The organism is Rhodococcus koreensis, assembly GCF_017068375.1.
GTDB lineage: Bacteria > Actinomycetota > Actinomycetes > Mycobacteriales > Mycobacteriaceae > Rhodococcus_F > Rhodococcus_F koreensis.
Genome location: NZ_CP070609.1, coordinates 2,542,073 through 2,563,804, shown reverse-complemented (window position 1 = coordinate 2,563,804; position 21,732 = coordinate 2,542,073). Strand labels below are relative to the sequence as shown.

24 protein-coding genes, 1 tRNA gene and 1 pseudogene are annotated in these 21,732 nt (G+C 68.1%); 10 read left to right on the top strand and 16 right to left on the bottom strand.

Going from position 1 to position 21,732, the window contains the following annotated elements; genetic code table 11:
- Window positions 1–3 precede the first annotated feature (3 nt).
- The 4 genes from JWS14_RS11920 to JWS14_RS11905 are packed head-to-tail and all read right to left on the bottom strand — an operon-like array spanning window position 4 to window position 4,323.
- A complete protein-coding gene (locus JWS14_RS11920) occupies window positions 4–891 on the bottom strand; it encodes a LysR family transcriptional regulator (RefSeq protein WP_072947197.1) in 888 nt (295 codons plus the stop codon).
- Window positions 892–938: 47 nt separating this feature from the next.
- Complete coding sequence (locus JWS14_RS11915; protein ID WP_072947196.1) at window positions 939–1,700, bottom strand: crotonase/enoyl-CoA hydratase family protein; 762 nt, start codon at window positions 1,698–1,700, stop codon at window positions 939–941.
- Window positions 1,697–2,758, bottom strand: a complete 1,062-nt coding sequence (locus tag JWS14_RS11910; RefSeq protein ID WP_206013232.1) for an MBL fold metallo-hydrolase — start codon at window positions 2,756–2,758, stop codon at window positions 1,697–1,699. Before JWS14_RS11910 ends, JWS14_RS11915 begins: the two co-directional genes overlap by 4 nt.
- Window positions 2,755–4,323, bottom strand: a complete 1,569-nt coding sequence (locus JWS14_RS11905; RefSeq protein ID WP_206013230.1) for a long-chain-fatty-acid--CoA ligase — start codon at window positions 4,321–4,323, stop codon at window positions 2,755–2,757. Before JWS14_RS11905 ends, JWS14_RS11910 begins: the two co-directional genes overlap by 4 nt.
- Before the next feature lie 168 nt (window positions 4,324–4,491).
- Here JWS14_RS11905 and JWS14_RS11900 point away from each other — a divergent pair, with 168 nt between their 5' ends.
- The gene (locus JWS14_RS11900; RefSeq protein ID WP_072947193.1) at window positions 4,492–4,857 is read left to right on the top strand and encodes an ArsR/SmtB family transcription factor; all 366 of its coding nucleotides are present in this window, start codon (window positions 4,492–4,494) and stop codon (window positions 4,855–4,857) included.
- Between the two features lie 8 nt (window positions 4,858–4,865).
- Complete coding sequence (locus JWS14_RS11895; RefSeq protein WP_072947220.1) at window positions 4,866–6,062, top strand: CaiB/BaiF CoA transferase family protein; 1,197 nt, start codon at window positions 4,866–4,868, stop codon at window positions 6,060–6,062.
- A gap of 106 nt (window positions 6,063–6,168) precedes the next feature.
- Here JWS14_RS11895 and JWS14_RS11890 read toward each other — a convergent pair whose 3' ends face one another.
- The 8 genes from JWS14_RS11890 to JWS14_RS11855 all read right to left on the bottom strand — a co-directional run bounded on the left by JWS14_RS11890 (window position 6,169) and on the right by JWS14_RS11855 (window position 12,346).
- On the bottom strand, window positions 6,169–6,597 hold the full coding sequence (locus JWS14_RS11890; protein WP_072947192.1) for a hypothetical protein: 429 nt from the start codon (window positions 6,595–6,597) through the stop codon (window positions 6,169–6,171).
- A gap of 192 nt (window positions 6,598–6,789) precedes the next feature.
- On the bottom strand, window positions 6,790–7,392 hold the full coding sequence (locus JWS14_RS11885; RefSeq protein WP_072947219.1) for a DUF8020 domain-containing protein: 603 nt from the start codon (window positions 7,390–7,392) through the stop codon (window positions 6,790–6,792).
- 181 nt (window positions 7,393–7,573) lie between these two features.
- Window positions 7,574–8,644, bottom strand: a complete 1,071-nt coding sequence (locus tag JWS14_RS11880) for a class I SAM-dependent methyltransferase (RefSeq protein ID WP_206013229.1) — start codon at window positions 8,642–8,644, stop codon at window positions 7,574–7,576.
- 50 nt (window positions 8,645–8,694) lie between these two features.
- Window positions 8,695–9,489, bottom strand: coding sequence for an energy-coupling factor ABC transporter ATP-binding protein (locus tag JWS14_RS11875; RefSeq protein WP_072947190.1), 795 nt, complete (start codon window positions 9,487–9,489; stop codon window positions 8,695–8,697).
- Window positions 9,486–10,250 carry a cobalt ECF transporter T component CbiQ gene (gene cbiQ / locus JWS14_RS11870; RefSeq protein ID WP_072947189.1) on the bottom strand — a complete coding sequence of 255 codons (765 nt, stop codon included), beginning with the start codon at window positions 10,248–10,250 and terminating at the stop codon, window positions 9,486–9,488. Before cbiQ ends, JWS14_RS11875 begins: the two co-directional genes overlap by 4 nt.
- A 2-nt stretch (window positions 10,251–10,252) precedes the next feature.
- Entirely contained in the window at window positions 10,253–10,600 is a 348-nt protein-coding gene (locus tag JWS14_RS11865; RefSeq protein ID WP_179377609.1) for a PDGLE domain-containing protein, read from the bottom strand.
- Window positions 10,597–11,292, bottom strand: a complete 696-nt coding sequence (locus tag JWS14_RS11860; protein WP_206015983.1) for an energy-coupling factor ABC transporter permease — start codon at window positions 11,290–11,292, stop codon at window positions 10,597–10,599. Before JWS14_RS11860 ends, JWS14_RS11865 begins: the two co-directional genes overlap by 4 nt.
- Before the next feature lie 127 nt (window positions 11,293–11,419).
- A complete protein-coding gene (locus JWS14_RS11855) occupies window positions 11,420–12,346 on the bottom strand; it encodes a DNA-3-methyladenine glycosylase family protein (RefSeq protein WP_206013227.1) in 927 nt (308 codons plus the stop codon).
- 72 nt (window positions 12,347–12,418) lie between these two features.
- Between JWS14_RS11855 and JWS14_RS11850 the strand changes: the two genes are divergently transcribed.
- On the top strand, window positions 12,419–12,961 hold the full coding sequence (locus JWS14_RS11850) for a ribonuclease H family protein (protein WP_206013225.1): 543 nt from the start codon (window positions 12,419–12,421) through the stop codon (window positions 12,959–12,961).
- A gap of 62 nt (window positions 12,962–13,023) precedes the next feature.
- On the top strand, window positions 13,024–13,899 hold the full coding sequence (locus JWS14_RS11845; protein ID WP_206013223.1) for an amidohydrolase family protein: 876 nt from the start codon (window positions 13,024–13,026) through the stop codon (window positions 13,897–13,899).
- A gap of 5 nt (window positions 13,900–13,904) precedes the next feature.
- Here JWS14_RS11845 and JWS14_RS11840 read toward each other — a convergent pair whose 3' ends face one another.
- On the bottom strand, window positions 13,905–14,063 hold the full coding sequence (locus tag JWS14_RS11840; RefSeq protein WP_241031324.1) for a hypothetical protein: 159 nt from the start codon (window positions 14,061–14,063) through the stop codon (window positions 13,905–13,907).
- Between the two features lie 54 nt (window positions 14,064–14,117).
- On the opposite strand from JWS14_RS11840, the gene JWS14_RS11835 reads away from it, so the two are divergent.
- Entirely contained in the window at window positions 14,118–14,537 is a 420-nt protein-coding gene (locus JWS14_RS11835; protein WP_206013222.1) for a hypothetical protein, read from the top strand.
- A gap of 307 nt (window positions 14,538–14,844) precedes the next feature.
- Here JWS14_RS11835 and JWS14_RS11830 read toward each other — a convergent pair.
- Window positions 14,845–14,917, bottom strand: a tRNA-Arg gene (locus JWS14_RS11830).
- Between the two features lie 71 nt (window positions 14,918–14,988).
- On the opposite strand from JWS14_RS11830, the gene JWS14_RS11825 reads away from it, so the two are divergent.
- Complete coding sequence (locus JWS14_RS11825) at window positions 14,989–15,759, top strand: dienelactone hydrolase family protein (protein WP_206013220.1); 771 nt, start codon at window positions 14,989–14,991, stop codon at window positions 15,757–15,759.
- 87 nt (window positions 15,760–15,846) lie between these two features.
- Window positions 15,847–16,990 (top strand): annotated as a pseudogene (locus JWS14_RS11820) (RNA-guided endonuclease InsQ/TnpB family protein).
- 69 nt (window positions 16,991–17,059) lie between these two features.
- Here JWS14_RS11820 and JWS14_RS11815 read toward each other — a convergent pair.
- Entirely contained in the window at window positions 17,060–17,332 is a 273-nt protein-coding gene (locus JWS14_RS11815; RefSeq protein ID WP_241031321.1) for a hypothetical protein, read from the bottom strand.
- 133 nt (window positions 17,333–17,465) lie between these two features.
- On the opposite strand from JWS14_RS11815, the gene cycA reads away from it, so the two are divergent.
- Entirely contained in the window at window positions 17,466–18,938 is a 1,473-nt protein-coding gene (cycA, locus tag JWS14_RS11810; RefSeq protein WP_072947180.1) for a D-serine/D-alanine/glycine transporter, read from the top strand.
- A 113-nt stretch (window positions 18,939–19,051) separates the two neighbouring features.
- Window positions 19,052–19,840, top strand: a complete 789-nt coding sequence (locus tag JWS14_RS11805; protein WP_072947179.1) for a M23 family metallopeptidase — start codon at window positions 19,052–19,054, stop codon at window positions 19,838–19,840.
- Window positions 19,841–19,844: 4 nt separating this feature from the next.
- Here the strand turns inward: JWS14_RS11805 and JWS14_RS11800 are convergent, their stop codons facing one another.
- Window positions 19,845–20,105 carry a hypothetical protein gene (locus JWS14_RS11800; RefSeq protein ID WP_005251602.1) on the bottom strand — a complete coding sequence of 87 codons (261 nt, stop codon included), beginning with the start codon at window positions 20,103–20,105 and terminating at the stop codon, window positions 19,845–19,847.
- Between the two features lie 118 nt (window positions 20,106–20,223).
- On the opposite strand from JWS14_RS11800, the gene JWS14_RS11795 reads away from it, so the two are divergent.
- The gene (locus JWS14_RS11795) at window positions 20,224–21,732 is read left to right on the top strand and encodes a glutamate-cysteine ligase family protein (protein ID WP_206013218.1); all 1,509 of its coding nucleotides are present in this window, start codon (window positions 20,224–20,226) and stop codon (window positions 21,730–21,732) included.

The following is a 21,732-nucleotide window of genomic DNA, read 5'->3' as shown; positions in this document are numbered from 1 at the left end:
CGGTCAGTTCCCCTCTCGGGTGCCCGTGGCCTGGGTGGCCTGCGCGATCGAGACGAACGCCGAGGCTGCCGGTGATCCCGGGCCGGACCGCTGGACGAGTCCGACGGGCCGGGTCAGTTTCGGCGTCATCGACCGGATCGCGACCCCGCGCAATTGTTCCTCGGCGACCAGGCGGGGCAGGACCGTGGCCCCCGCGCCGCGCATCACCAGTTCCCACGTGGCGCCCGGGTGGGTGCAGTCGACGACCACGTTCGCGGGATCACCCACCAGATCCGTGATCAGGGCCGCGTCGCTCTTGTCCCCGAGATCCTGAATCAGGGGAATGTCCCGGACCGCCGAGCGGGGCACCGGATCGGGGAGAGTGTCGGCGAGGGCGTTCGGCAGGGCCAGTACCAGTTCCTGATCGCCGATGGGGACCGAGTGCAGTGCACTGTGGTCGACGGACAAATCGATCACCCCGAGTTCGGCCTCGCCGCGGCGCAGGGCACCGAGGACGCCGGTGGGGCCGTCGGCGTCGATGACGCGGACCGTCACCCGGGGGTACTGCTCACGGAACCGGCGCACCAGGTCGACGATCGGATCGATCGAGAACGCCGCGTACGTGACGACGTCGACGCGGCCGGATACGAGTTCGCGCACCGCAGCGACCTTGGCCTTGGCCCGCTCGACGTCGGCGAGGATGCGCCGGGCGGCGACGTCGAGCGTGCGGCCGTCCTCGGTCAGCTCGAGACGTCGCCCGGTGCGGTCGAACAGGGTGACACCGAGGCGGCGTTCGAGTGTGCGGATCGCCTGCGAAAGGGACGGTTGCGAGATGTAGAGGGACTGCGCGGCCCTGGTGATCCCGCCGTGATCGACTACCGCGACGAAGTAGGTGACGAGATGCAGGTCCACGCCGTCATCGTACGGAAGCTGTGACGCGGGCCGTGCCGGTCATGCGGCTATCGGCCACGCCACACCGGCGGGCGCTTCTCCGCGAACGCACGCGCACCCTCCTGGGCGTCCTCGGAGGTGAACACCGGATCGAGGAAGCGGCGTTGCCCGGCGAACGCGTCGGGGTCGGTGTAGGCGGCCGACATCGCGAGTACCTGCTTGGTGGCCCGGACGGCGAGGGGACCGTTGGCGGCGACCCGGGCCGCCAGGTCGCGGGCGGTGTCGAGCGCCTGCCCGGGCTCGGTGAGCCGGTTGACGAGTCCGTGCGCGTGCGCGACCTCGGCGGTGAGGGGATCGCCGGTGATCGCCATCTCCATCGCGATCGGATAGGGCAGCACCTTCGGCAGTCGCAGCAGACCGCCGGCGGCCGCGGCGAGCCCCCGCTTGACCTCGGGGATGCCGAACTTGGCGTCGCGGGCCGCGACGATCAGGTCGGCCGACAGGGCCAACTCGCAGCCGCCGGCGAGCGCCCATCCTTCGACGGCGGCGATCAGCGGTTTCGTCGGCGGGGCCTCGGTGAGTCCGCCGAATCCGCGGCCGGGCAGCGACGGCCGTTCGCCGCGGCTGAACGCCTTCAGATCCATGCCCGCGCAGAACGTTCCCCCGGCGCCGGTGAGGATCGCGATGGTCAGGTCGGGCCGCGCCTCGAATTCGTCGATCGCGGCGGCGAGCGCCTTCGCGACCTCGAGGTCGACGGCGTTCTTCGCCTCCGGGCGGTTCAGGGTGATGACGGCGACGCCGTCGGCGAATTCGGTGAGAACCACACTCATGGGGTGTCTTCCTTACGGGAGGTAGGGGTCCAGCGTTCGGGGCGGCCGCCGAGCGAGCGGATGCTTCCGCGGTCGGCGAGAACGAGCAGGTGGGCGTGGGTTTCGCGGACCGCGAGGCGGAGCAGGCGGTCGGACATGGAGTCGAACGGCCGCGACCACGAAATGTGTTGCGAGATCTCCCACGCCGTCGATTCGGGCCACACGGCCAGAGCGGCGACGATCTCGGTGAAGCGTTCCTCGTGATGACCCATCAGCTGCCTGGCACGCTCGGCGATCCCCCGGAACCGGTACTCGTGCGCGGGCAGCACCTCACTGTCGGGCATCGAGGTGGTGGCGTGCAGCGACAGCAGGTACCGGTGCAGCGGATTCTCCAGTTCGCCGGGGACGGTGGAGATGTTGGGACTGATGCGGGGCAGCATGTGGTCGCCGCTGAACATGAGCCCGTGGGTGTCGTCGACGAACGTCAGATGACCGGGCGTGTGCCCGGGTGTCCAGACTGCCCGCAGATCCCAGCCGGGCAGGCCCAGGGGAGTGCCGTCGCCGAGTACGACGTCCATGGACTCGCCCGGCCCCAGCCGGACGAGGTCGACGCGGGCGGCGGCGAGGATGCCGGTGGGTGCCCCGAGCTGGTTGAGCTGGGTGTTCCACGTGTGTTCGTCGGCGGTGGTGTCCGCCGCCGAACGGTGGCCGAGCAGTGCGGCATCCGCGCCGTGCATCGCGAGTGCCGCCCCGCTGACCTCCCGCAGCCGGGGTGCGAGGCCGAAATGGTCGGGATGCAGGTGGGTGACGGCGGCGTACCGGACGTCGGTGACGTGGTGCCCGGTCTGCGCGATCCCGTCGACGAGCGCCCGCCACGACTCCTCGGAATCCCAGCCGACGTCGATCAGCGCGAGACCGTCGGGGATCGTGAGCGCGTAGATCAGGACGTACCGCAACGGGTTTCGTGGCATCGGCACCGGGATCGACCACAATCCGGGGCGCACCTGCTCGACGGGTGGGAGCACGCCGCGGGCCCAGGCCTCACGCTGGACGGTACCGACGTCCTCGGTGACGATCACGACGGCACCTCCGTGTCGCGGAGTCCTTCGCGTAGGGCGCGTTTGAGGACCTTGCCGCTCGCGCCCCGCGGAAGTTCGGCGACGTAGACGATCTCGCGCGGCTTCTTGTACGACGCGAGCCGGGTGGCGGTGAACGCGATCAGGTCCTGCTCGTCCGGTGCGTCCGACGGGTCGGCGAGCCGGACGACCGCCGTCACGGACTCACCCCAGGTCCGGTGCGGCACACCGACCACCGCGACTTCGGCCACCGCCGGGTGCTCGGCGAGCACCGTTTCGACCTCGATCGGGTACACGTTCTCGCCTCCGGTGATGATCATGTCCTTCACCCGGTCGGTGACGAACAGATAGCCCTCCGCGTCGATGTGCCCGGCGTCGCCGGTGCGCAGGAAACCGTCGTGGGTGAGAAGGTTCGCTGTCTCGTCCGGCCGTTTCCAGTAGCCCTCGACGTTGTTGCGTGAGCGGCACACGATTTCCCCGGATTCGCCCGCCGGGAGCCGGGCGCCGGTCACCACGTCCCGGATCTCGACCTCGACACCGGGCATGGGCCTGCCTGCCGACCGCAGCAGGTGCGCGCGGTCCCCGGACGGGTTGTGGTCCCGGGCGGCGAGTGCGGTGACCGAGCCCGTCGTCTCCGTCATGCCGTAACGCTGCACGAATCCGCAGCCGAGGCGATCGATCGCCCGCCGGAGCAGCGTGGTGGTGATCGGCGCCGAACCGTACGCGACCAGCTCGAGGCTCGACACGTCGTAGCGTTCGAGGTCGGGCACGTCGAGGAGCATCTGAATGGTCGAGGGAACCAGGAAGGCGTGGGTGATCCGGTGCCGTTCGATCAGTTCGGCGACCTGCCGGGCGTCGAATGTGCCGAGCAGCACCACGTGGACGCCTGCGGACAGGCAGGTGCTCAGCCATCCGGCGCCCGCGATGTGGAACAGCGGCAAGGCGTCGAGTGCCACCGAACCGGGTTTCCATTGGTAGATGAGCAGGCCGTCGGGCTCGTTGTGCAGGTTGCGATGCGTCGCGACCACACCCTTCGGAAGCCCGGTCGTGCCCGACGTGTAGAGCTGCAGCACCTCGGCGGCGGGGTCGTCCCCGAGCCCCGGGTCGGTGGCGGTGCCCGACGTGACCAGCCGATCCCACGACCAGGCGCCGGGCGGAAGGGTGTCGCCGTCGGCCGCGTCGACGACCACCACGACCACCCGCGGGAGCGCGTCGCGGACTGCGTCGGCGGTGGCGGCGAATTCCGATTCGACGATCAGCACCTCGAGCCCGGCATCGGCCGCGACCGCGGCGGCCTCGGCTGCCGGGAGCCGCCAGTTCAGCGGGACGAACACGAGCCCCGACTTGGCGGCGGCCACGAACGTCTCGACGCCTTCGGTGCGCATCCGGAGCAGTGCCCCGACCCGGCCGCCCCGGGATGTCAACGCCGACAGCGCTGTTGCGATCCGGTTGGTCCGCCAGTCGAGCTCCGCGTACGTCAGCGTGGTGTCACCGCACGTCACCGCGGGTGCTCCCGGCCGTTCCGCGGCATGGTGCCGCACGCGCTGGGGAAGATGCAGACCGCTCACATCAGGCTCCTCGATGAGTCGTCGACGCCGCCGGGGGACCGGGTGACGTGTCGTGCCAGTCGACCACCGGTGTGCGTGCCGAAACAAAGTCACAGAGCCGAACGGACAGTGAGGAATCGCCTATGGATGCCGGGCCGGGCGGGCTCGCGGCGTTTGTAGACTGGCGTGATGGCCGCCACCCCCGCCCTGAACCCCGAGGACGTTCGGCGTGCGGCGGCGGCACTGCACACCCCCGACATCGACGGCTGGGCGAACCGGTTCGAACTGCTCTCGGACGGCAACCGCCTCCGGCTGCTGCTGTGCCTGCACCACGCCCCCGACATCTGCGTCGGCGACTTGGCGGCGGCCCTCGACATGACCGGGACCGCCGTCTCGCACGCGCTGCGACTGCTCCGTAACCAGGGATGGGTGTCGGCGACTCGGGACGGCCGTTCGATGCGGTACCGGCTCACCGACGACACCGTGCACGAACTGCTGCACACCATCGGTGCCACGCACTATCACAATCACACGGGAGCCGAAGAGGAAAGGTGAATCCCGACATGGAGAACGACCCCGGACTGCTGCCGCTCGACGGCATCACCGTCGTGGCACTCGAGCAGGCCGTGGCCGCTCCGCTCGCCACCCGCCATCTCGCGGACATGGGCGCGCGGGTCATCAAGATCGAACGCGTGGGGGAGGGCGATTTCGCCCGCAACTACGACGACGCGGTGTTCGGGCAGGCCTCGCACTTCGTGTGGCTGAACCGGTCGAAGGAGTCGATCGGCGTCGACCTGAAGTCCGAGGTCGGGCGGGACACCGTCGCGAAGCTGATCGAGAAGGCCGACGTCTTCATCCAGAATCTCGCCCCCGACGCCGCCGACCGTCTCGGGTTCGGCGCCGACGCACTGCGCGCCGAGCATCCGGAACTGATCGTCGTGAACATGTCGGGCTACGGGTCGGCAGGACCCCGGCGCGAACGCAAGGCGTACGACATGCTGGTCCAGGCGGAAACGGGGATGATCTCGGTGACAGGCACTCCGGACACCGCCACCAAGACGGGTGTCCCGGTCTCCGACATCGCCGCGGGAATGTATGCGGTGACGTCGGTGCTCGGTGCCCTGTTCCGGCGGCAGCGCACCGGTGTGGGAGCGCGGATCGACGTGTCGATGTTCGACGCGACCGCGGAGTGGCTGGGCCATCCGATGTACATGAAGATGTACGCCGACAAGCAGATCCCGCGCGTCGGGCTCGGTCATGCGGCGATCGTCCCGTACGACTCGTATCCCACCCTGGACGGACAGATCCTCATCGGTGTCCAGAACGACCGCGGCTGGCGGCAACTGGTGACGGACGTGTTCAAACGCCCTGACCTCGCCGACCATCCCCGGTTCGCGACCAACATGCTGCGGGTGCAGCACCGGGCGGAGGTGGACGCCCTGGTGGCCGAGGAGACGCAACGTTTCACGAGCGCCGCTCTCGACCAGGCGCTCGCGGACTCCGGGATCCCGGCGGCGGAACTCAACGACCTGGGCGGGCTGATCGAGCATCCGCAACTCGACCAGCGCGACCGCTGGCGTGACGTCGGCACCGAGGCCGGGCCGATCCGGGCGATGCTGCCGCCGATGACGTTCTCCGACGTGGAGATGCGGATGGGGGACGTGCCCGCGCTCGGCGCGCACACCGATCTGATCCTCGGCGAGTTGGGCTGGTCGGCGGAGGACATCGCGAACCGGCGTGCAGAGGGTGTCGTCGGCTGACCGAGCAGATCAGTTAGCGCACTAATTGGTCATGTATCAACTAGTCGTGGGCGGACACGCCGCAGCCCCGGCCCGAGTGAGGCCGGGGCTGCAGCCCGCTCTTCGCTCAGGGTGTAGCGAAGAACTGCTCTACGGCAGGCTGGGCATTGGGGTTACCCACGCCGATGCCGATGACGGCGCCGGCGATGGTGCCGACCACTGCGCCGACGATGCAGCCTGCGATGAAGTTGGGGAAGATCGACACGCACCCGATGGCCATGCCCACGTTGGAACCGATCGCCATGCCCTGCAGGCCCGCGTTGTTCCAGCCGGTATTGATCTCGTTGGTCATCTTGTCGAAGGCGTCCTGCTTGGTCTCGTTCTCCGGGAAGAACTGCTCGGCCACCTGGCTGCTACCGCCATCGGCGGCCGGGGTCATGAGCGGCTGCGACCAGTCGATTCCCTGCGGTGCCGGATCGGCGTACGCCGTTCCCGCCCCGACGGCCATCGCGGACACGACGAATATGGACAATGCCAGAGTTCTCAAGAGTTTCATGGAAATTCCCACCATGTCGTAGGACGAACACGGTCCCCACCTGAGAGCACCGAACATCGTTGTGCGTGGACCATATTCGCTGGAAAACCGGAACGGCTACATGCATATGTGGGTGCGCGGTGATGCTCCCCGTGTGCGAACTTACCCATAGTCCTCCCGGAATCGTCGCTCGAGGTCGGAACGGAAGCCCCGCTACAGGGTTCCGAGGAATTCGTAAACCGCCGGTGTCGCAGCGGGGTTCGCGTTGCTGATACCGGTGACGGCGCCGATCGCTGCGCCTACCGCGGCACCGGGGAGACATCCGCCGAGGATGAGGAAGATGCACCCGGCGACGAATCCGATGCCCGCGCCGATCGCGGTCGCGGTCCCGCCGCCGTTCACCCAGCCGATCTCGAGCTGCGTCATCATGTTGGCGTACGCGGAATCCCTGTCGACCGGGGTGAGGGCGAGTGTTCCCGCGACCGGGGTCGTCGTGGGCGTCAGGCTCAGGAACCGGCCGCCGTCGGTGACGAGCGGATCGATCGCGAACTGCACGCCGGCGATCGAGTAACGCAGTGGGATCGTGGCCACCGTGGTTCCGGAATCGTTGGAGATGTCGACCGCGGCGGCCGTCCTCGACAGGGTGAAATATCCCGCGTCGAGTGCGGTGCCGACCGATCGGCCGTCGGCACTGAGGCTGGTGTGCGAGATGACGGCCTGGTCGGCGGGAGTGGGGGCGGCGTACGCGGTACCCATTCCGACACACAGGGTGGCGATCAGCAGCGCTGCCGGCGCTGTCACTCTATGCAGTTTCATGGTGTTTCCCATGCGTAGTAGCGGATGACAAACGACAAATCTGGTTCGACCTGGCGCTTCACAGTTGCCCCGACCGGCGAAAGCGTCCGTAACCTGCCTACTGCAGACATCTTCCCCCTTCGGACGCCCCAGTTTTCGGCCTTTCCGCAAAATACGTACGTATCGGGTGTCGGTGCGACGATTACACCGTCAGCCGGTAGAACCGGAAGAACCCGAAATCCTCGATCGGCAGGACGTCCATGGTGCCGAAACCGGCGGACTCGGCGTAGCCGCGCAATGTGCTCGGGCGCATGACCGTTCCGGTGCCCGCGCTCGGAGTGTGGTTCATGCCGTCGGGCAGGCACACGGTGAGACTGAAGCCGTACATCAGTCGCTCGACGTCGCTTCCCGGCGCGGAGAATTCGTCGTCGACCGCCTCGTCCATCACGATCATCGCACCGCCGGGGGCCAGCGCCCTGCGGACCGCGGACAGCACCTCGACCGGAGCGGGCATGTCGTGGATGCACTCGAACGCGAAGGCCGCGGTGCAACTGCCCTCGGGGATTCCCGCGGCGTCCGATTCGGTGATCGTGATCCGGTCGGCGACATCCGGCCGCTCGCGCACGTTGGACCTCGCGAGTTCGACGGTCGCGGTGTCGATGTCGTAGCCGTGGAGCGTGGCGTCCGGGTAGGCGCGCGCGAGTGCGATCGTGGACCAGGCGCCGCCGCATCCGACGTCGGCGATGGTGGCACCGGGCGCCCGCAGCAACGCGTCCACCTCGGGAACCGACGCCAGCGCGCCGGGAAGAACCTGCTCGTACCACGGCCGATTCATATCGGCCTGCGACTCGCGAGCATCCGCACCGTACTGGGACCACCCCACGCCGCCGCCGGTGCGATACGCCTCCAGCAGTGCGGGCATCTGCGTGGTCGCGGCGACGAAGATCCGCGCGAGCGGTGCCAGATAGTTGAGACTCTGCTCGTCCGTGAGCACTTCGGCGGCACCGGCCGGAAGCGTGAACTTCGGTGGATCCGCGGCGTCCACCGTGAGAAGTCCCGACACGGCCTGCTGCTCGAGCCACTCGCGCGCGTACCGCGGATGAGTGGAGGTGCGTTCCGCCAGTTCGTCCGCCGTCGCCGGGCCTTCCGACGCGAGACTGCGGTACCAGCCGAGGCGGTCTCCCAGGTGGACGGCGAGAAGGTCGATGGCCCCGAGCGACGCGTCGAAAATGCGCTGGGACACCGTCGCGGCATCGGCTTCGGGTGTGGACATCGCTGACCTCCGGTCGGAGTGCGGGCGAAGCTTCGTCACCCCATCGTGGGCTACCCGGTCGGCGGTGTCACGGATCGTTCGCCGGGCGAATGAGGCTCGGCGGTGGGAAGCCGGAAACCCCACGGCAACTCGAGGCGATGCCGCGCGAGCAACGCGGGGTCGCCGAGCAAGTCCAGGATCGGACCGTCGGCCACCAGGCAACCCTCGTCGAGGATCACGGCGCGTGTGCACAACTGGGCGGCGTACGGGAGGTCGTGCGTGACGAGCAGGTGCGTGGTGTCGATACCCAGCAGAACCTCGGCCAGTTCGCGCCGGGCGACGGGGTCGAGATTGCTCGAGGGCTCGTCCAGCACGAGGACGTTCGGGGCGCACGCGAGGACGGTCGCCAGCGCGACCCGGCGTCGCTGGCCCACCGACAGGTGCGCGGGGTTGCGATCGGAATGCGCCGTCATGTCCACGGCCGCCAGCGCGTCGCGCACCCGCTCGTCGAGCGCCGACCCGGTGACGCCGAAATTGACCGGACCGAACGCGACGTCCTGCGCGACGGTGGGCATGAACAACTGGTCGTCGGGATCCTGGAAGACGATGCCGACCCGCCGCCGGACCTCGCGCAACGTGTCCCGCGGCGCACCCCGCGACAGCGCCAGCCCGCCCACCGTGACGCTGCCTTCGGTGGCCGTCAGAATGCCGTTGAGGTGCAACATCAGTGTGGTCTTGCCCGCCCCGTTCGGGCCGAGGACGGCCACCCGCTCGCCGGGTTCCACCGTGAGGTCGATCCGGTGCAGCGCGGCCCGGCCGTCCGGATACGCGAACGAGACGCCCTCGAGGTGCACGGCCGCGGTCATCGGAGCACCCACGCCGTGAGACAGATCCCCACCGCGCACACCGCGGGCACGAGCCCCGCCCGCCATGCCGCAGCGGTCGCCGGGGGCGCCCCGATCGTGGGAACCGAACCCGCGAACCCCCGCGACAGCATCGCCAGGTGGACGCGCTCGCCGCGCTCGTAGGAACGCACGAACACACCGCCGACGCCCCGGGCGGTGGCGCCGATCTGCCGGAACGTCCGGGGGTCGTCGCCGCGGGACAGCCGGGCGGTGCGCATCCGCTCGATCTCGGCCGTGAGCAGGTCGAGGTAGCGCAGCATCAGAACCACGATCGTCGTGAGCATCGCGGGCACGCGCAGTCGCGCCAGACCCAAGGGCAGGTCCCGGGCCGGTGTCGTCGCAGCGAGCGTCAGCGAGACGAGGACGCCCAGAGTGCCCTTCACGAGAATGCCCCAGGCCGCATAGAGGCCCGCGACGGACAGCGACAGTCCCGCGACCGTGACGCGGGCGCCGCCCTCGGCGAACGGCAGCAGCACCGCGAGTGTCACGAACGGCAACTCGATCAGCATCCTCGGCCCGATCCACCTGAGCGCGATGCCGGCGATCCGCCAGATCACGATCAGGACGGCGAGGTAGCCGGCGAACGCCCAGAACGCCTCGCGTGGTGTCGCGACCACCGCGAAGACGAAGACGACGGCGCAGACGATCTCGACCTCGGCGGGCAGTCGGTGCAGGGGGGAGGCGCCGTCGAGGTAGAGCGGATGGGCGTGACCGGCTCCCACGGTCAGGGGCTCGTTCGGTTGCGCCGCGCGCGGGCGAGCAGCCAGAACAGGCCACCCGCGACGGCGAACGTCGCGGTCGCGCCGATGACGCCCGCGACCCCGGTGAGATGCGCCCGGCCGCCCACCGTGTAGTCGGCGAGCGGCGAGTCCGACAGGTGATGCGCGGACGCGTTCCGGGCGATGCAGTCACCCACGAGCGCCTCCCCGTTGTCGGTCTCCACCGTCTCGCATCCGCGCGTCGTCGCGGCATCGAGACCATCCGGACTGGAGCTGGCGAGGTAGGAGACCGCGCCGGCGACGAGCAGCGCCACCAGCGCGAAGCCGATCAGGAAGCGGCGGAGGGAGATCACGCCCGCACCTCCACCCGCCGGGGTGCCGTCCGCAGCAGATACACAAGGTCGGGGCGCGCCTTCGCGACGGCCGTGACCGTGACGGCCGTGATGAGGCCCTCGCCGATGCCGATCAGCACGTGCGCCCCGAGCATGTAGGCGGCCACCGCGCCCAGCGAGGTCGACTCCCCGGACGTGGCGTGTCCGCCGATCGCGTACTCGAGCACGAAGCCCATCGCCGCCGCCACCGTTCCACACAGGGCCGCGGCGAACGACATCCCGCCGAGGACGCGGAAGCGCAGTCGCTCCTGCCGCACGACGAGCGGACGCAACGTCACCGCGACGCCGCAGCCGACCACCACCCCGATGATCGCCATGTTGGTGATGTTCGCCCCCAGCGCTGTCAGCCCGCCGTCGGCGAACAGCAGGGCCTGCACGATCAGCACGATCGAGATACAGAGCATGCCGGTGTACGGGCCGACCAGGACGGCGGCGAGTGCGCCGCCGAGGAGGTGGCCGCTCACACCGGGAAGGATCGGGAAGTTGACCATCTGGACCGCGAAGATGAAGGCCGCCACGAGACCGGCCATCGGTGCGGTGCGTTCGTCGAGTTCCGAGCGCGCGCGCCAGGCGGCGATCGACAGTCCCGCCACGGCGACGACGACGAACAGCAGGGAGGTCGGTGCGTTGATCAGGCCGTCGCTCATGTGCATTGCCACGGATTCCACGGCGTCTCCTCCGGCCGGCAGCTGATCCTTCGAAGTCTAGTTGTTCGTATGAACACTTGAACAGGTGTTCACAGGTGGTGGAATGCGGCCACGTGGAGTGCGTGAATGACGTTCAGTGCCAGCTGTGGTCGACGACCGTCGTGCGGGGGCCGAACTTGGGTTTGACGGCATGCCCGCTCACCTCCAGCAGTCGCACGGCGCGTTGGCGGTGCGGCTGCAGCGGCGCCAGATACTCCACCATCCCGGCGTCGTCGAGGGGCCTTCCGAGCAGCGACCACCCGACCATCGCGGCCAGGTGATAGTCGCCGACCGACAGGGCATCGGGATCGCCCAGCGCGCGCTGCGACACCTCGGCCGCGGTCCAGACCCCGACGCCGGGAATGGACATCAGCCGGCGGTTCGCCTCCTCGCGGGGGAGGTCGACGATCTTCTCGAGCCGGTCGGCGACCTGCGCGCAGCGCACGATCGTCCTCGACCGGCCGGGGTCGACGTTGGCCCGGTGGAACTCCCACGACGGCACCCGCCGCCACACGTCCGCGGTCGGGGGAAGTCGCATCCCGTCCGGAGCCGGACCGGGAGCAGGCGCGCCGAACTTCCACACAAGGTGCCGCCACGCCGCGAACGCCGCGATGCCGTGCACCCGCTGCTCGAGGATCGCGGGCACGAGGGCTTCCAGCACCCGGTCCGTGCGGCCGAGGCGCAGGTGCGGGAAACGCCGGTGCGCCTCGACGAGGATCGGATGGTCGGGGGCGAAGTCCGCGCACTCGTCGTGCTCTCCGACGAGGCGGCCCAGCCCCGCAGCCAGCTCGGGAGCACCCGCACCCCACGCCTGGCAGCGCACCGAATGACGGTCGATCTGGGTGAGGCGATAGGTGACCGGGCCCGACTTCTGCACCGACGTCCGCCAGATCGCGCCGTCGGCCGTCCGGCGGTGGCAGGGGTCACCCTTCCCGCGCTGCAGCGGCTGCAACGACATGGCGACGTCCAGGGGACGCCGCGCGGTCACGGTGGTCTCGACCACCTCGAGCGAAGCCGTCATCGAATGCAGCGTATCCACTGTGAAGGCGACCGCTACCGGCGGCTGTCGGAGCGCGCACGTAAAGTCCCAGCCATGATCATCGTGAGTACCGACGGATCCTGCCTCCGCAACCCCGGTGGGGCGATCGGCTGGGCATGGGTCAATCACGAGGGTCCCAGCCAATCGGGTGGCGAACCCTCCGGGACCAACCAGATCGCCGAGCTGCGGGCGCTGCTCGAAGCGATCACCGCGCATCCCGGCGCCGATCCGCTGCTGATCGAATCCGACTCCCAGTACGCCATCAAGTGCGCGTCGGAATGGCTGCCCGGGTGGAAACGCAAGGGCTGGAAGACGGCGGGCGGTGCTCCCGTCAAGAACCTCGGGCTGGTGCAGTCCATCGACCGGGCCATCGCCGAACGCCCCGGGCCGGTCCGGTTCCGCTGGGTCCGCGGCCACGTGGGCAACCACTACAACGAGATGGCCGACGTCCTCGCCGGCGAGGCGGCTCGTGCCGTCGCATCCGGCGCGGTCGCTCCGGCGCCGGTCGCAGCCCCTGCCGCTGCACCCGCCCCTGCCGCTGCACCGGCGCCTGTCGCGCCGGCACCCGAGCCCGAGGACGCGTTCACGCTGTTCTGAGTCGGCCCCCGTTCCGATCCGCCGGGGTTCCGTGGTCCGGCACTGCGTCGAGGAGAAGAGTGTTGTCCGAGGATCTACGGGTGCAGGAGTTCTGGCGCGCGCTGGGGCTGCCCGGCATCATCGACGTCCACACCCACTTCATGCCCGCGAATGTGATGGAGAAGGTGTGGGGCTACTTCGACGCCGTCGGTCCCCTCACCGGACGTGAGTGGCCCATCCACTACCGGCACGAAGAGGACGTCCGCGTCGAGCACCTCCGCGGGTTCGGTGTCCGCCGGTTCACGTCGATGATCTACCCGCACAAGCCGGAGATGGCGGCGTGGCTCAACCAGTGGTCGGCCGAATTCGCCGCGCAGACCCCCGACTGCCTGCGGACGTCCACGTTCTACCCGGAGGAGTCCGCGGCCACGTATGTCGCGGAGGCGATCGAGTCGGGGACGCGCGTGTTCAAGTCCCACATCCAGGTGGGCGACTACTCGCCGAACGATCCGCTCCTCGACCCCGTGTGGGGTGTGCTGCAGGAGGCGCGTGTCCCCGTGGTCATCCACTGCGGGTCGGGGCCCGCGCCCGGCACCCACACGGGCCCGGGCCCGATCGCTGAACTGCTGTCGCGGTACCCGCGGCTGCACCTGATCATCGCCCACATGGGGCTGCCGGAGTACCGGGAATTCCTGGACTTGGCCGACCAGTACTCCAATGTGTATCTCGACACCACGATGACGTTCACGGACTACACCGAAGCGGCCACACCGTTTCCGCGCGACCAGGTGCACCGCCTGTCGGAACTGCAGGAACGAATCGTGTTCGGCAGCGACTTCCCCAACATCCCGTACCCGTACCTCGACGCGCTCGAGGGTCTCACCCGATTCGACCTCGGCGAGCCGTGGCTGCGGGCGGTGTGCCACGACAACGCGGCGCGGCTCTTCGCGATCGACTGACACCGTCATTCGCCGCCCTCGTCGACCTCGCCGTCGCTGCCGACGCTGAGAGAGGTGCCGTGACCGACGGTCTCGTCCCGGAGCGTCGGCCGGTCGTAGTCGCCGTCGTCGCTGAAAGACCATGATGGCGGCGTCGCCCTTACGCAAAGATTATGGCTGTCCACGACATGTCGGTGGGCACGCCTACGCTGCGATTCCCACGCGACGAAGGCGGCCCGATGGATGACTATCTCAATGACGGCGAGACGTTCGACGACTACATCATTCGGACCCAGCGGGAGATCGAGATCCACAGGCTGAACATGGACTATCACCTGTCGGGGATGGAACATGCCAGGCGGCAGGGCGGGAAGTTCCTGTATCTCCAGTTCGCCTTGGGTGCTGTCGCCCTGATCTGTGTGACGCTCGGCCACGCGTACGGCGGGAACTGGTTGCTGGTGTCGATTCCCTTCTCTCTCGGCTCGCTCGGCCCTGGATTCGTGTGCTGCACGTACCTGAAGGAGTTCAGAACCGAATCCCGGGCGTTCAGCGCGCTCGAGGCCCCGGCAGTCCTGAAGCAGATGCGGCACGAGATGGAGGAGGCAGAGAAGGCGGAGCGGAAGGCCAGGTGGTGGCGGCGCGTACGCGGGACCCGCTGACCGGGCTACTGTGCGCTAGAAAGGATTCCACCAGTTGATGAACGCGATGTACAGATTGGTCGGGAAGAAGAACTCCCAGTCCAACCCCATGTACGGCAGGTCGGGCAGCATGCCGATCATGATCCCGCCCCGTTGCTCGTCGGCGCGGCCAACAGGCGCAGCAGGTCGGCGATCGGCGGTGGGAAAATGTCGATGTCCACCCAGTTCATGAGACTCTCCTCGGTCGTCCCGACCTACCCGTCGTATCGCCCGCGGCGTGACCTGCGTTACCGCAGCAGAGGCGCGTGGACGACCGTATGCAGGAGAGTGCCCTCGGCAGGATTCGAACCTGCGACCTACCCTTTAGGAGAGGGTTGCTCTATCCCCTGAGCTACGAAGGCGCGGTGCACGCGCGGGGCGCACACCGAGGTGAGTGTAGCGGGAATGGTGGTGCGCTCGCGATGGGGAGGGCATGGTTGTCGCAGATGTTCTGGAAGTGACGACGGAACGGGAGACGCACATGTCCGAGATCGACTTGACCGACCTCGCTGCGCGGCACGACGGTTCGCTGAACTTGCACGGCTATCTGGCGAGGCCGTCGGGTGAGGGTCCGTGGCCGGGTGTGGTGATGGTGCACGAGGCGTTCGGCTTGGACGACGTGATGCGGCGTCAGGCGGACAGGCTGGCGTCGGCGGGGTTTCTGACTCTGGCGCCGGATCTGTTCAGTGCGGGCGGTGCGCGACGTTGCCTGGTGTCGACGATGCGGGCGATGCTCTCGGGGAAGGGCCGGGCGTACGGGGACATCGAGGCTGCGCGTCAGTGGCTGTCCGGGTCTTCGGACTGCACGGGGAAGATCGGGGTCATCGGGTTCTGCATGGGCGGCGGGTTCGCTCTGATGACCCTGCGCACCGGGTTCGACGCGGCAGCCCCGAACTACGGGGTCTTGCCGCGTCACCTGGACGCGGCGGTGGCGGGGGCGTGTCCGGTGGTGGCCAGTTACGGCGGGAAGGACTTCGCCCTGCGGAACGCGGCGGCCAAGTTGGAGTCGGCGCTGACCCGGGCCGGTGTGGTCCACGACGTCAAGGAGTATCCGACGGCCGGCCATACGTTCCTGAACGACGCACTGGCCGGACCGAAGGTGATGCGTCCCCTGATGAAGGTCACGGGGATGGTGCCCGACCCGGAAGCCGCCGCCGATGCGTGGACCAGGATCGACGGTTTCTTCGGGGAGCACCTGGGTTGATCCGTGAGTCTTTCGGCGCAGACCCGGTCCTTGAGGTCCGGGATAGCCGATCTGGATTTGTCGGACCCTGTGGCTAGTGTCTGGGTCATGGCGCGGAGGGTGGTGAAGCGGGCGTACAAGTACCGTTTCTATCCGACTGCGGTGCAGGCGGAACAGCTTGCTCGGACGTTCGGGTGCACCCGGTATGTCTACAACCGGGCGTTGGCCGAGCGGACGCGGGCCTGGTCGCAGGAGCAGCGACGGGTCACCTACACGGACACCTCGAAGATGCTCACCGGATGGAAACGGGACACCGAGACGGAGTGGTTGGCGGAGCCGTCGAAGGGGCCGTTGCAGGAATCGCTGCGGCAATTGCAGGGCGCCTTCGAGAAGTTCTGGCGCAACCAGGCCCGCTACCCGCAATTCAAGAAGAAGGGCCAGTCGAAGGATTCGGCGACCTACTATTCGAATTGCTTCACCTACCGCGGCGGGCAGATCCGGTTGGCCAAGCAGTCCGAACCGCTGGATATTCGGTGGTCGAGGCCACTGCCGGAGGGGGCGACACCGTCGCAGGTGACGGTGTCGCGCAATGCTCGCGGTCAGTACCATGTTTCGATCCTCGTCGAGGACACGATCGCCGAACTCGAGCCGGCCGATCGGGTGGTCGGGCTCGATGCCGGGATCACGAGCCTGTACACGCTCTCGACGGGGGAGAAGATCACCAACCCGCGCCACGAGCGCGCGGATCGTGAGCGGCTGGCGAAGGCGCAGCGCATGCTCGCCAGGAAGCAGAAGGGATCCCGGAACCGGGCCAAGGCCCGACTGAAGGTCGCCAAGATTCATGGCCGGATCGCCGATCGGCGCCGCGATTATCTGCACACACTCTCCACTCGGCTGGTGCGCGAAAATCAAGTGATCGCCATCGAGGATCTGAGTGTGCGGAACATGATCAAAAACCGGTCGTTGTCTCGGGCGATCTCCGATGCGAGTTGGTCCGAGTTCCGGTCCATGCTCGAATACAAGGCCGACTGGTACGGGCGGCGGGTGGTGGCGGTCGACCGGTTCTGTCCGTCGTCGAAGACCTGCTCGGTGTGCGGGGAGATCGCCTCGGCGATGCCGCTGGAATGTGCGGGAATGGACATGCCGATGCGGCGCCGTCCACAACCGGGACGTGAACGCCGCTAAGAATATTTTGGCCGTCGGACTGACGGTGACAGCCTGCGGAGACGGTGTGAGACCGCCCCGCACCTAAGGTGCGGGGCGGCAACCGTCGGTGAAACAGGAACCTCGGGACGCGAGTCCCGCGGGGAATCTCGGTCGTTCACGGCCGAGAGGACGTCAACAGTGGATGTACTGGCGGGCGGGTGGCGTGCCGGTAGTCGAGTCCGCACGCCCGGACGACCTGGCCGAGGCTGAGGTATCCCTCGATGCTCGTGGCCTTCGCGAACTTGCCGTCGGCCCGTACCGACACCGTGACGCTGGACGCGACCGAATCGACCCGAGCGAGTTCGTACTCGTCGACGCCGCCGGCGGCCTGAGCCACACAGGTGACAGCGCCCTGGGCGTACGCGATCTCGATCAGGTCCTCGATCATGTGCAGGCTCCTCGCCTCGAAGTAACGAAATGAGGTTAGCCTTAGCTACTCGGCTTCTGTCAAGTCCCCGGCGTAACGTGACGCACGCTTTCGGACGGTGACAGCAAGGACTGAGAAGGGTTGCAGGTGTTCCATGGCTGACCGCACTTCCTCGACGGACTCGATCGGATCGGGCGGCGACCCAGGGACGGGAGCGGGCGGCGAACCGCATCTCTCCAGGCAGCTCGCCAACCGGCACATCCAGCTGATCGCGATCGGCGGAGCAATCGGCACGGGCCTGTTCATGGGGTCCGGGAAGACGATCTCGCTGGCCGGACCGTCGGTGATCTTCGTCTACATGATCATCGGCTTCATGCTGTTCTTCGTGATGCGGGCAATGGGGGAGTTGCTGCTCTCCAACCTGCACTACAAGTCGTTCTCCGACTTCACGGCAGACCTGCTCGGCCCCTGGGCCGGGTTCTTCACGGGGTGGACGTACTGGTTCTGCTGGATCGTCACGGGGATCGCCGACATCATCGCGATCTCCGGTTACGTGCGGTACTGGTGGCCCGACCTCCAGCTGTGGATCCCGGCGCTGATCGCCATCGCGGCGCTGCTGCTGCTGAATCTGCCGACAGTCCGGGCGTTCGGCGAGACCGAGTTCTGGTTCGCGCTGATCAAGATCATCGCCATCCTCAGCCTCATCGTCGTCGGACTCGTGATGGTGTTCACGCACTTCACGTCGCCGGGCGGCTCGGAGGCGGGATTCGACAACCTGTGGAACGACGGCGGCATGTTCCCGACCGGCGCGATGGGCTTCGTGGCCGGATTCCAGATCGCGGTCTTCGCGTTCGTCGGTATCGAACTCGTCGGCACCACGGCGGCCGAGGCGAAGGATCCGGAGAAGAACCTGCCGAAGGCGATCAACTCCATCCCGATCCGCATCCTGCTGTTCTATGTGGTGTCGCTGATCGTGATCATCTCGGTCACGCCGTGGCGTGAGGTCGTCCCCGGGGAGAGCCCCTTCACGGCGATGTTCACGCTCGCAGGTCTGGGAATCGCGGCGGGAGTCATCCAGTTCGTGGTGCTGACGTCGGCGGCGTCCTCGGCCAACTCGGGAATCTATTCGACGTCCCGGATGGTCTACGGCCTCGCGCAGGAGGGGGACGCACCGGCCAGACTCGGTAGGCTCAGCTCCCGCAAGGTCCCGGCCAACGCGCTGATGTTCTCGTGCGCCTTCCTGCTGTCGGCGATCGCGCTGCTGTTCTCCGGCGACTCGGTCATCGAGGCGTTCACGACTGTGACGACAATCTCATCGGTGCTGTTCATCTTCGTGTGGACGATGATCCTGGCCAGCTATCTCGTGTACCGGAAGCGCCGCCCCGAACTGCACGAGGCCTCGAAGTTCAAGATGCCCGGCGGGGTGGTGATGTGCTGGGTCGTGCTGGCGTTCTTCGTCTTTCTCATCTGGGCCCTGACCCAGGAGGACGACACCCTCGAGGCGCTCCTCGTCACCCCGGTATGGTTCATCGTGCTCGGGATCGCGTGGGCGGTAATTCGCCGGCGCGCCCCGCACCGCGCTCGGTACGCCGCCTTCAAGGCGGAACTCGAGGAGCGCCGAACATAAACGTTCGGTAACGGTGGCGCGGACCTATATCGTTTTGTTACATTCGTCGCCAGACAGAGGAGCCCACCCCGGACGGGGAGGGCTGCAATCCGACGACTGACGAGGTATTTACTGTGGGTTCCCACCACCGGGCGAGCGGGTCTTCCATTCGCTTCGAGATCGATCCGGACGCGGCGCGCGGGCGCCATCGCAACCAGCAGGCCGGAGCGGGTGTGGGCATCAAGGCCGCGACTGTCGCGGCCGCCACCGGAGCCATCGTCGTCGGTGCAGCCCAGCTGGGTGCCGGAAACGCCGCCGCCGCCCCCGTCGACTCCCACGAGACGAACGGTGCGCAGACCCTGCCGGGCCTGCCGTTCGAGATCCCGGCCGGTGTCCTTCCCGCCGGCTTCGAATTGCCCGCAGACCTGGGCACCGCCGCCCAGAACCTCGGGGGCCCGGACCTCGGCGCCCAGGCTCAGCAGTGGCTGTCCTCCGTCAACCCGGTCAAGCCCCACACGGTTCAGCCGGTTTCGGGCAAGCTGACCTCCGACTTCGGTTCCCGCTGGGGAGCCCACCACGGCGGCATCGACATCGCGGCGCCCATCGGCACGTCGGTGCTCGCAGCGGCCGACGGCCAGGTCATCGACGCCGGCGCGGCGTCCGGCTTCGGACTGTGGGTGCGTCTGCTGCACGACGACGGCACCGTCACCGTCTACGGACACGTCAACGACTACACCGTGAGCGTGGGGCAGCGCGTCACCGCAGGGCAGGAAATCGCCCACGTCGGCAACCGCGGCCAGTCCACCGGACCGCACCTGCACTTCGAGGTGCACGACGCGAACGGAAACAAGATCGATCCTGGCCGCTGGCTGCAGGAGCGCGGCGTGTCCGTCACCTGGGGCAACGCGGGCGCCAACGCGTAAGGGCCTACTCCGGCTCGAGATCGTCGTCGTTGCGGAACACGAGTGGTCCGCTGTCGAGGGCGATCGCCCAGCGGCGTGACACGGCCCAGTCCCGGCCGTACGAATCGTTGCTGATGTCCTGGACGCCGGCGAAATCGTCGACGATGACGCCGGCCTCCAGGGGCCACTTCTTCTCGGCCAGTTCGTGATCGGCCGAGTGCCGCGTTTTCACGCGCGTGCCCACGGAGAACTCTGGTTTCTTCTTGGAGTCGGTATCAGGCGTCATCTCCGGTCCTTCCGCTCACCAGCGTCTGGTTCGAGGTTAGCCCGCCATCCCGCATTCGCGCGGGCTGAACGGATATGCTCCCCCGTGAGCGCAGTTCGACGCGCAGTTGGGGAGTGGTATGGGTCGCGAAGTGACGTCTCGGACATTCACCCGAGAAGACCGGCGCCTGTTCCGGCAGAAGGTGCTCATGTGCGTCGACGCGCTCGAGAGGATGCTGCGGGAGGGGGCGTTCGCCGACGACGTCGACCCGCCGAGGCCCATGCTGGGCATGGAGATCGAGTTCAATCTCGTCCACTCCGACATGACGCCCGCGATGTCCAATCTCGCGGTCCTCGAGTCGATCGACGACGATGCCGTGTTCCAGACCGAGCTCGGCCAGTTCAACGTCGAGATGAACGTCCGCCCCGGTCCGCTGAACGGTGAGGGGACGTTCGAGCTCGAACGCACCCTGCGGGCGTCGCTGCACGTCGCCGACGCCCGGATCCACGGCCACGACGCCCAGTTGGTGATGGTCGGCATGCTGCCGACGCTGGAACTCGAGCATCTCGGCCGCGAGTGGATCACCGCGAACCCCCGCTACGAGCAGCTCAACGACCAGATCTTCGCCGCGCGCGGAGAGGACATCGAACTCGACCTCGAGGGCGTGCCGCTCGAGGGGCGGTCTGCCGAACAGCTGAAGGTGGACGCCAATTCGGTGCTCCCGGAGGCCGCGTGCACGTCGCTGCAGTTGCACCTGCGCGTCGCGCCGGACGAATTCGCCGCCCACTGGAATGCCGCGCAGTGCCTGGCAGGCGCCCAGGTGGCGCTCGCGGCGAACGCACCGTTCATGGCAGGCAAGGCGTTGTGGCACGAATCCCGCATCCCGATCTTCGCGCAGGCCACCGATACGCGTCCGCTGGAGTTGAAGAACCAGGGTGTGCGGCCGCGCGTGTGGTTCGGCGAGCGGTGGATCACGTCGGTCTTCGACCTGTTCGAGGAGAACTCCAGGTACTTCCCGGCGCTGCTGCCGGAGGTGTCCGACGTCGACCCGTCGGCCGAACTCGACGCGGGCCGGGTGCCGGACCTCAACGAACTGCAGATGCACAACGGCACCATCTACCGGTGGAACCGCCCGGTGTACGACAGCGACGACGGCAAACCGCACCTGCGCATCGAGAACCGGGTGCTGCCCGCGGGCCCGACCGTGCTCGACACGATGGCGAACGCCGCGTTCTACTACGGTGCGCTGCGCGGGCTCGCCGAATCGGATCGGCCGGTGTGGTCGCGGATGTCGTTCAACGCCGCCGAGGAGAACCTGCACGCCGGCGCGAAATTCGGCATGGACGCCGAACTGTACTGGCCCGGTGTCGGATTCGCGGGCGCCGACGAACTCGTCCTACGGCGGCTGCTGCCCATCGCAGACGAGGGACTCGCGGCGTTCGGGTTGTCGGCGAAGGCCCGCGACCGGTACCTCAGCGTCATCGAGGGCCGGTGCGTCACCCGGCAGACGGGGGCGTCGTGGCAGCGCGCGCAGGTGGTCCGGCACGAGAACGCCGGGCTGAGCCGCCGGGAAGCCCTCGCCGCCATGTTGCGTCAGTACGTGGAGAACATGCGGGAGGGCAGCCCCGTCCACACCTGGCCGGTGTGA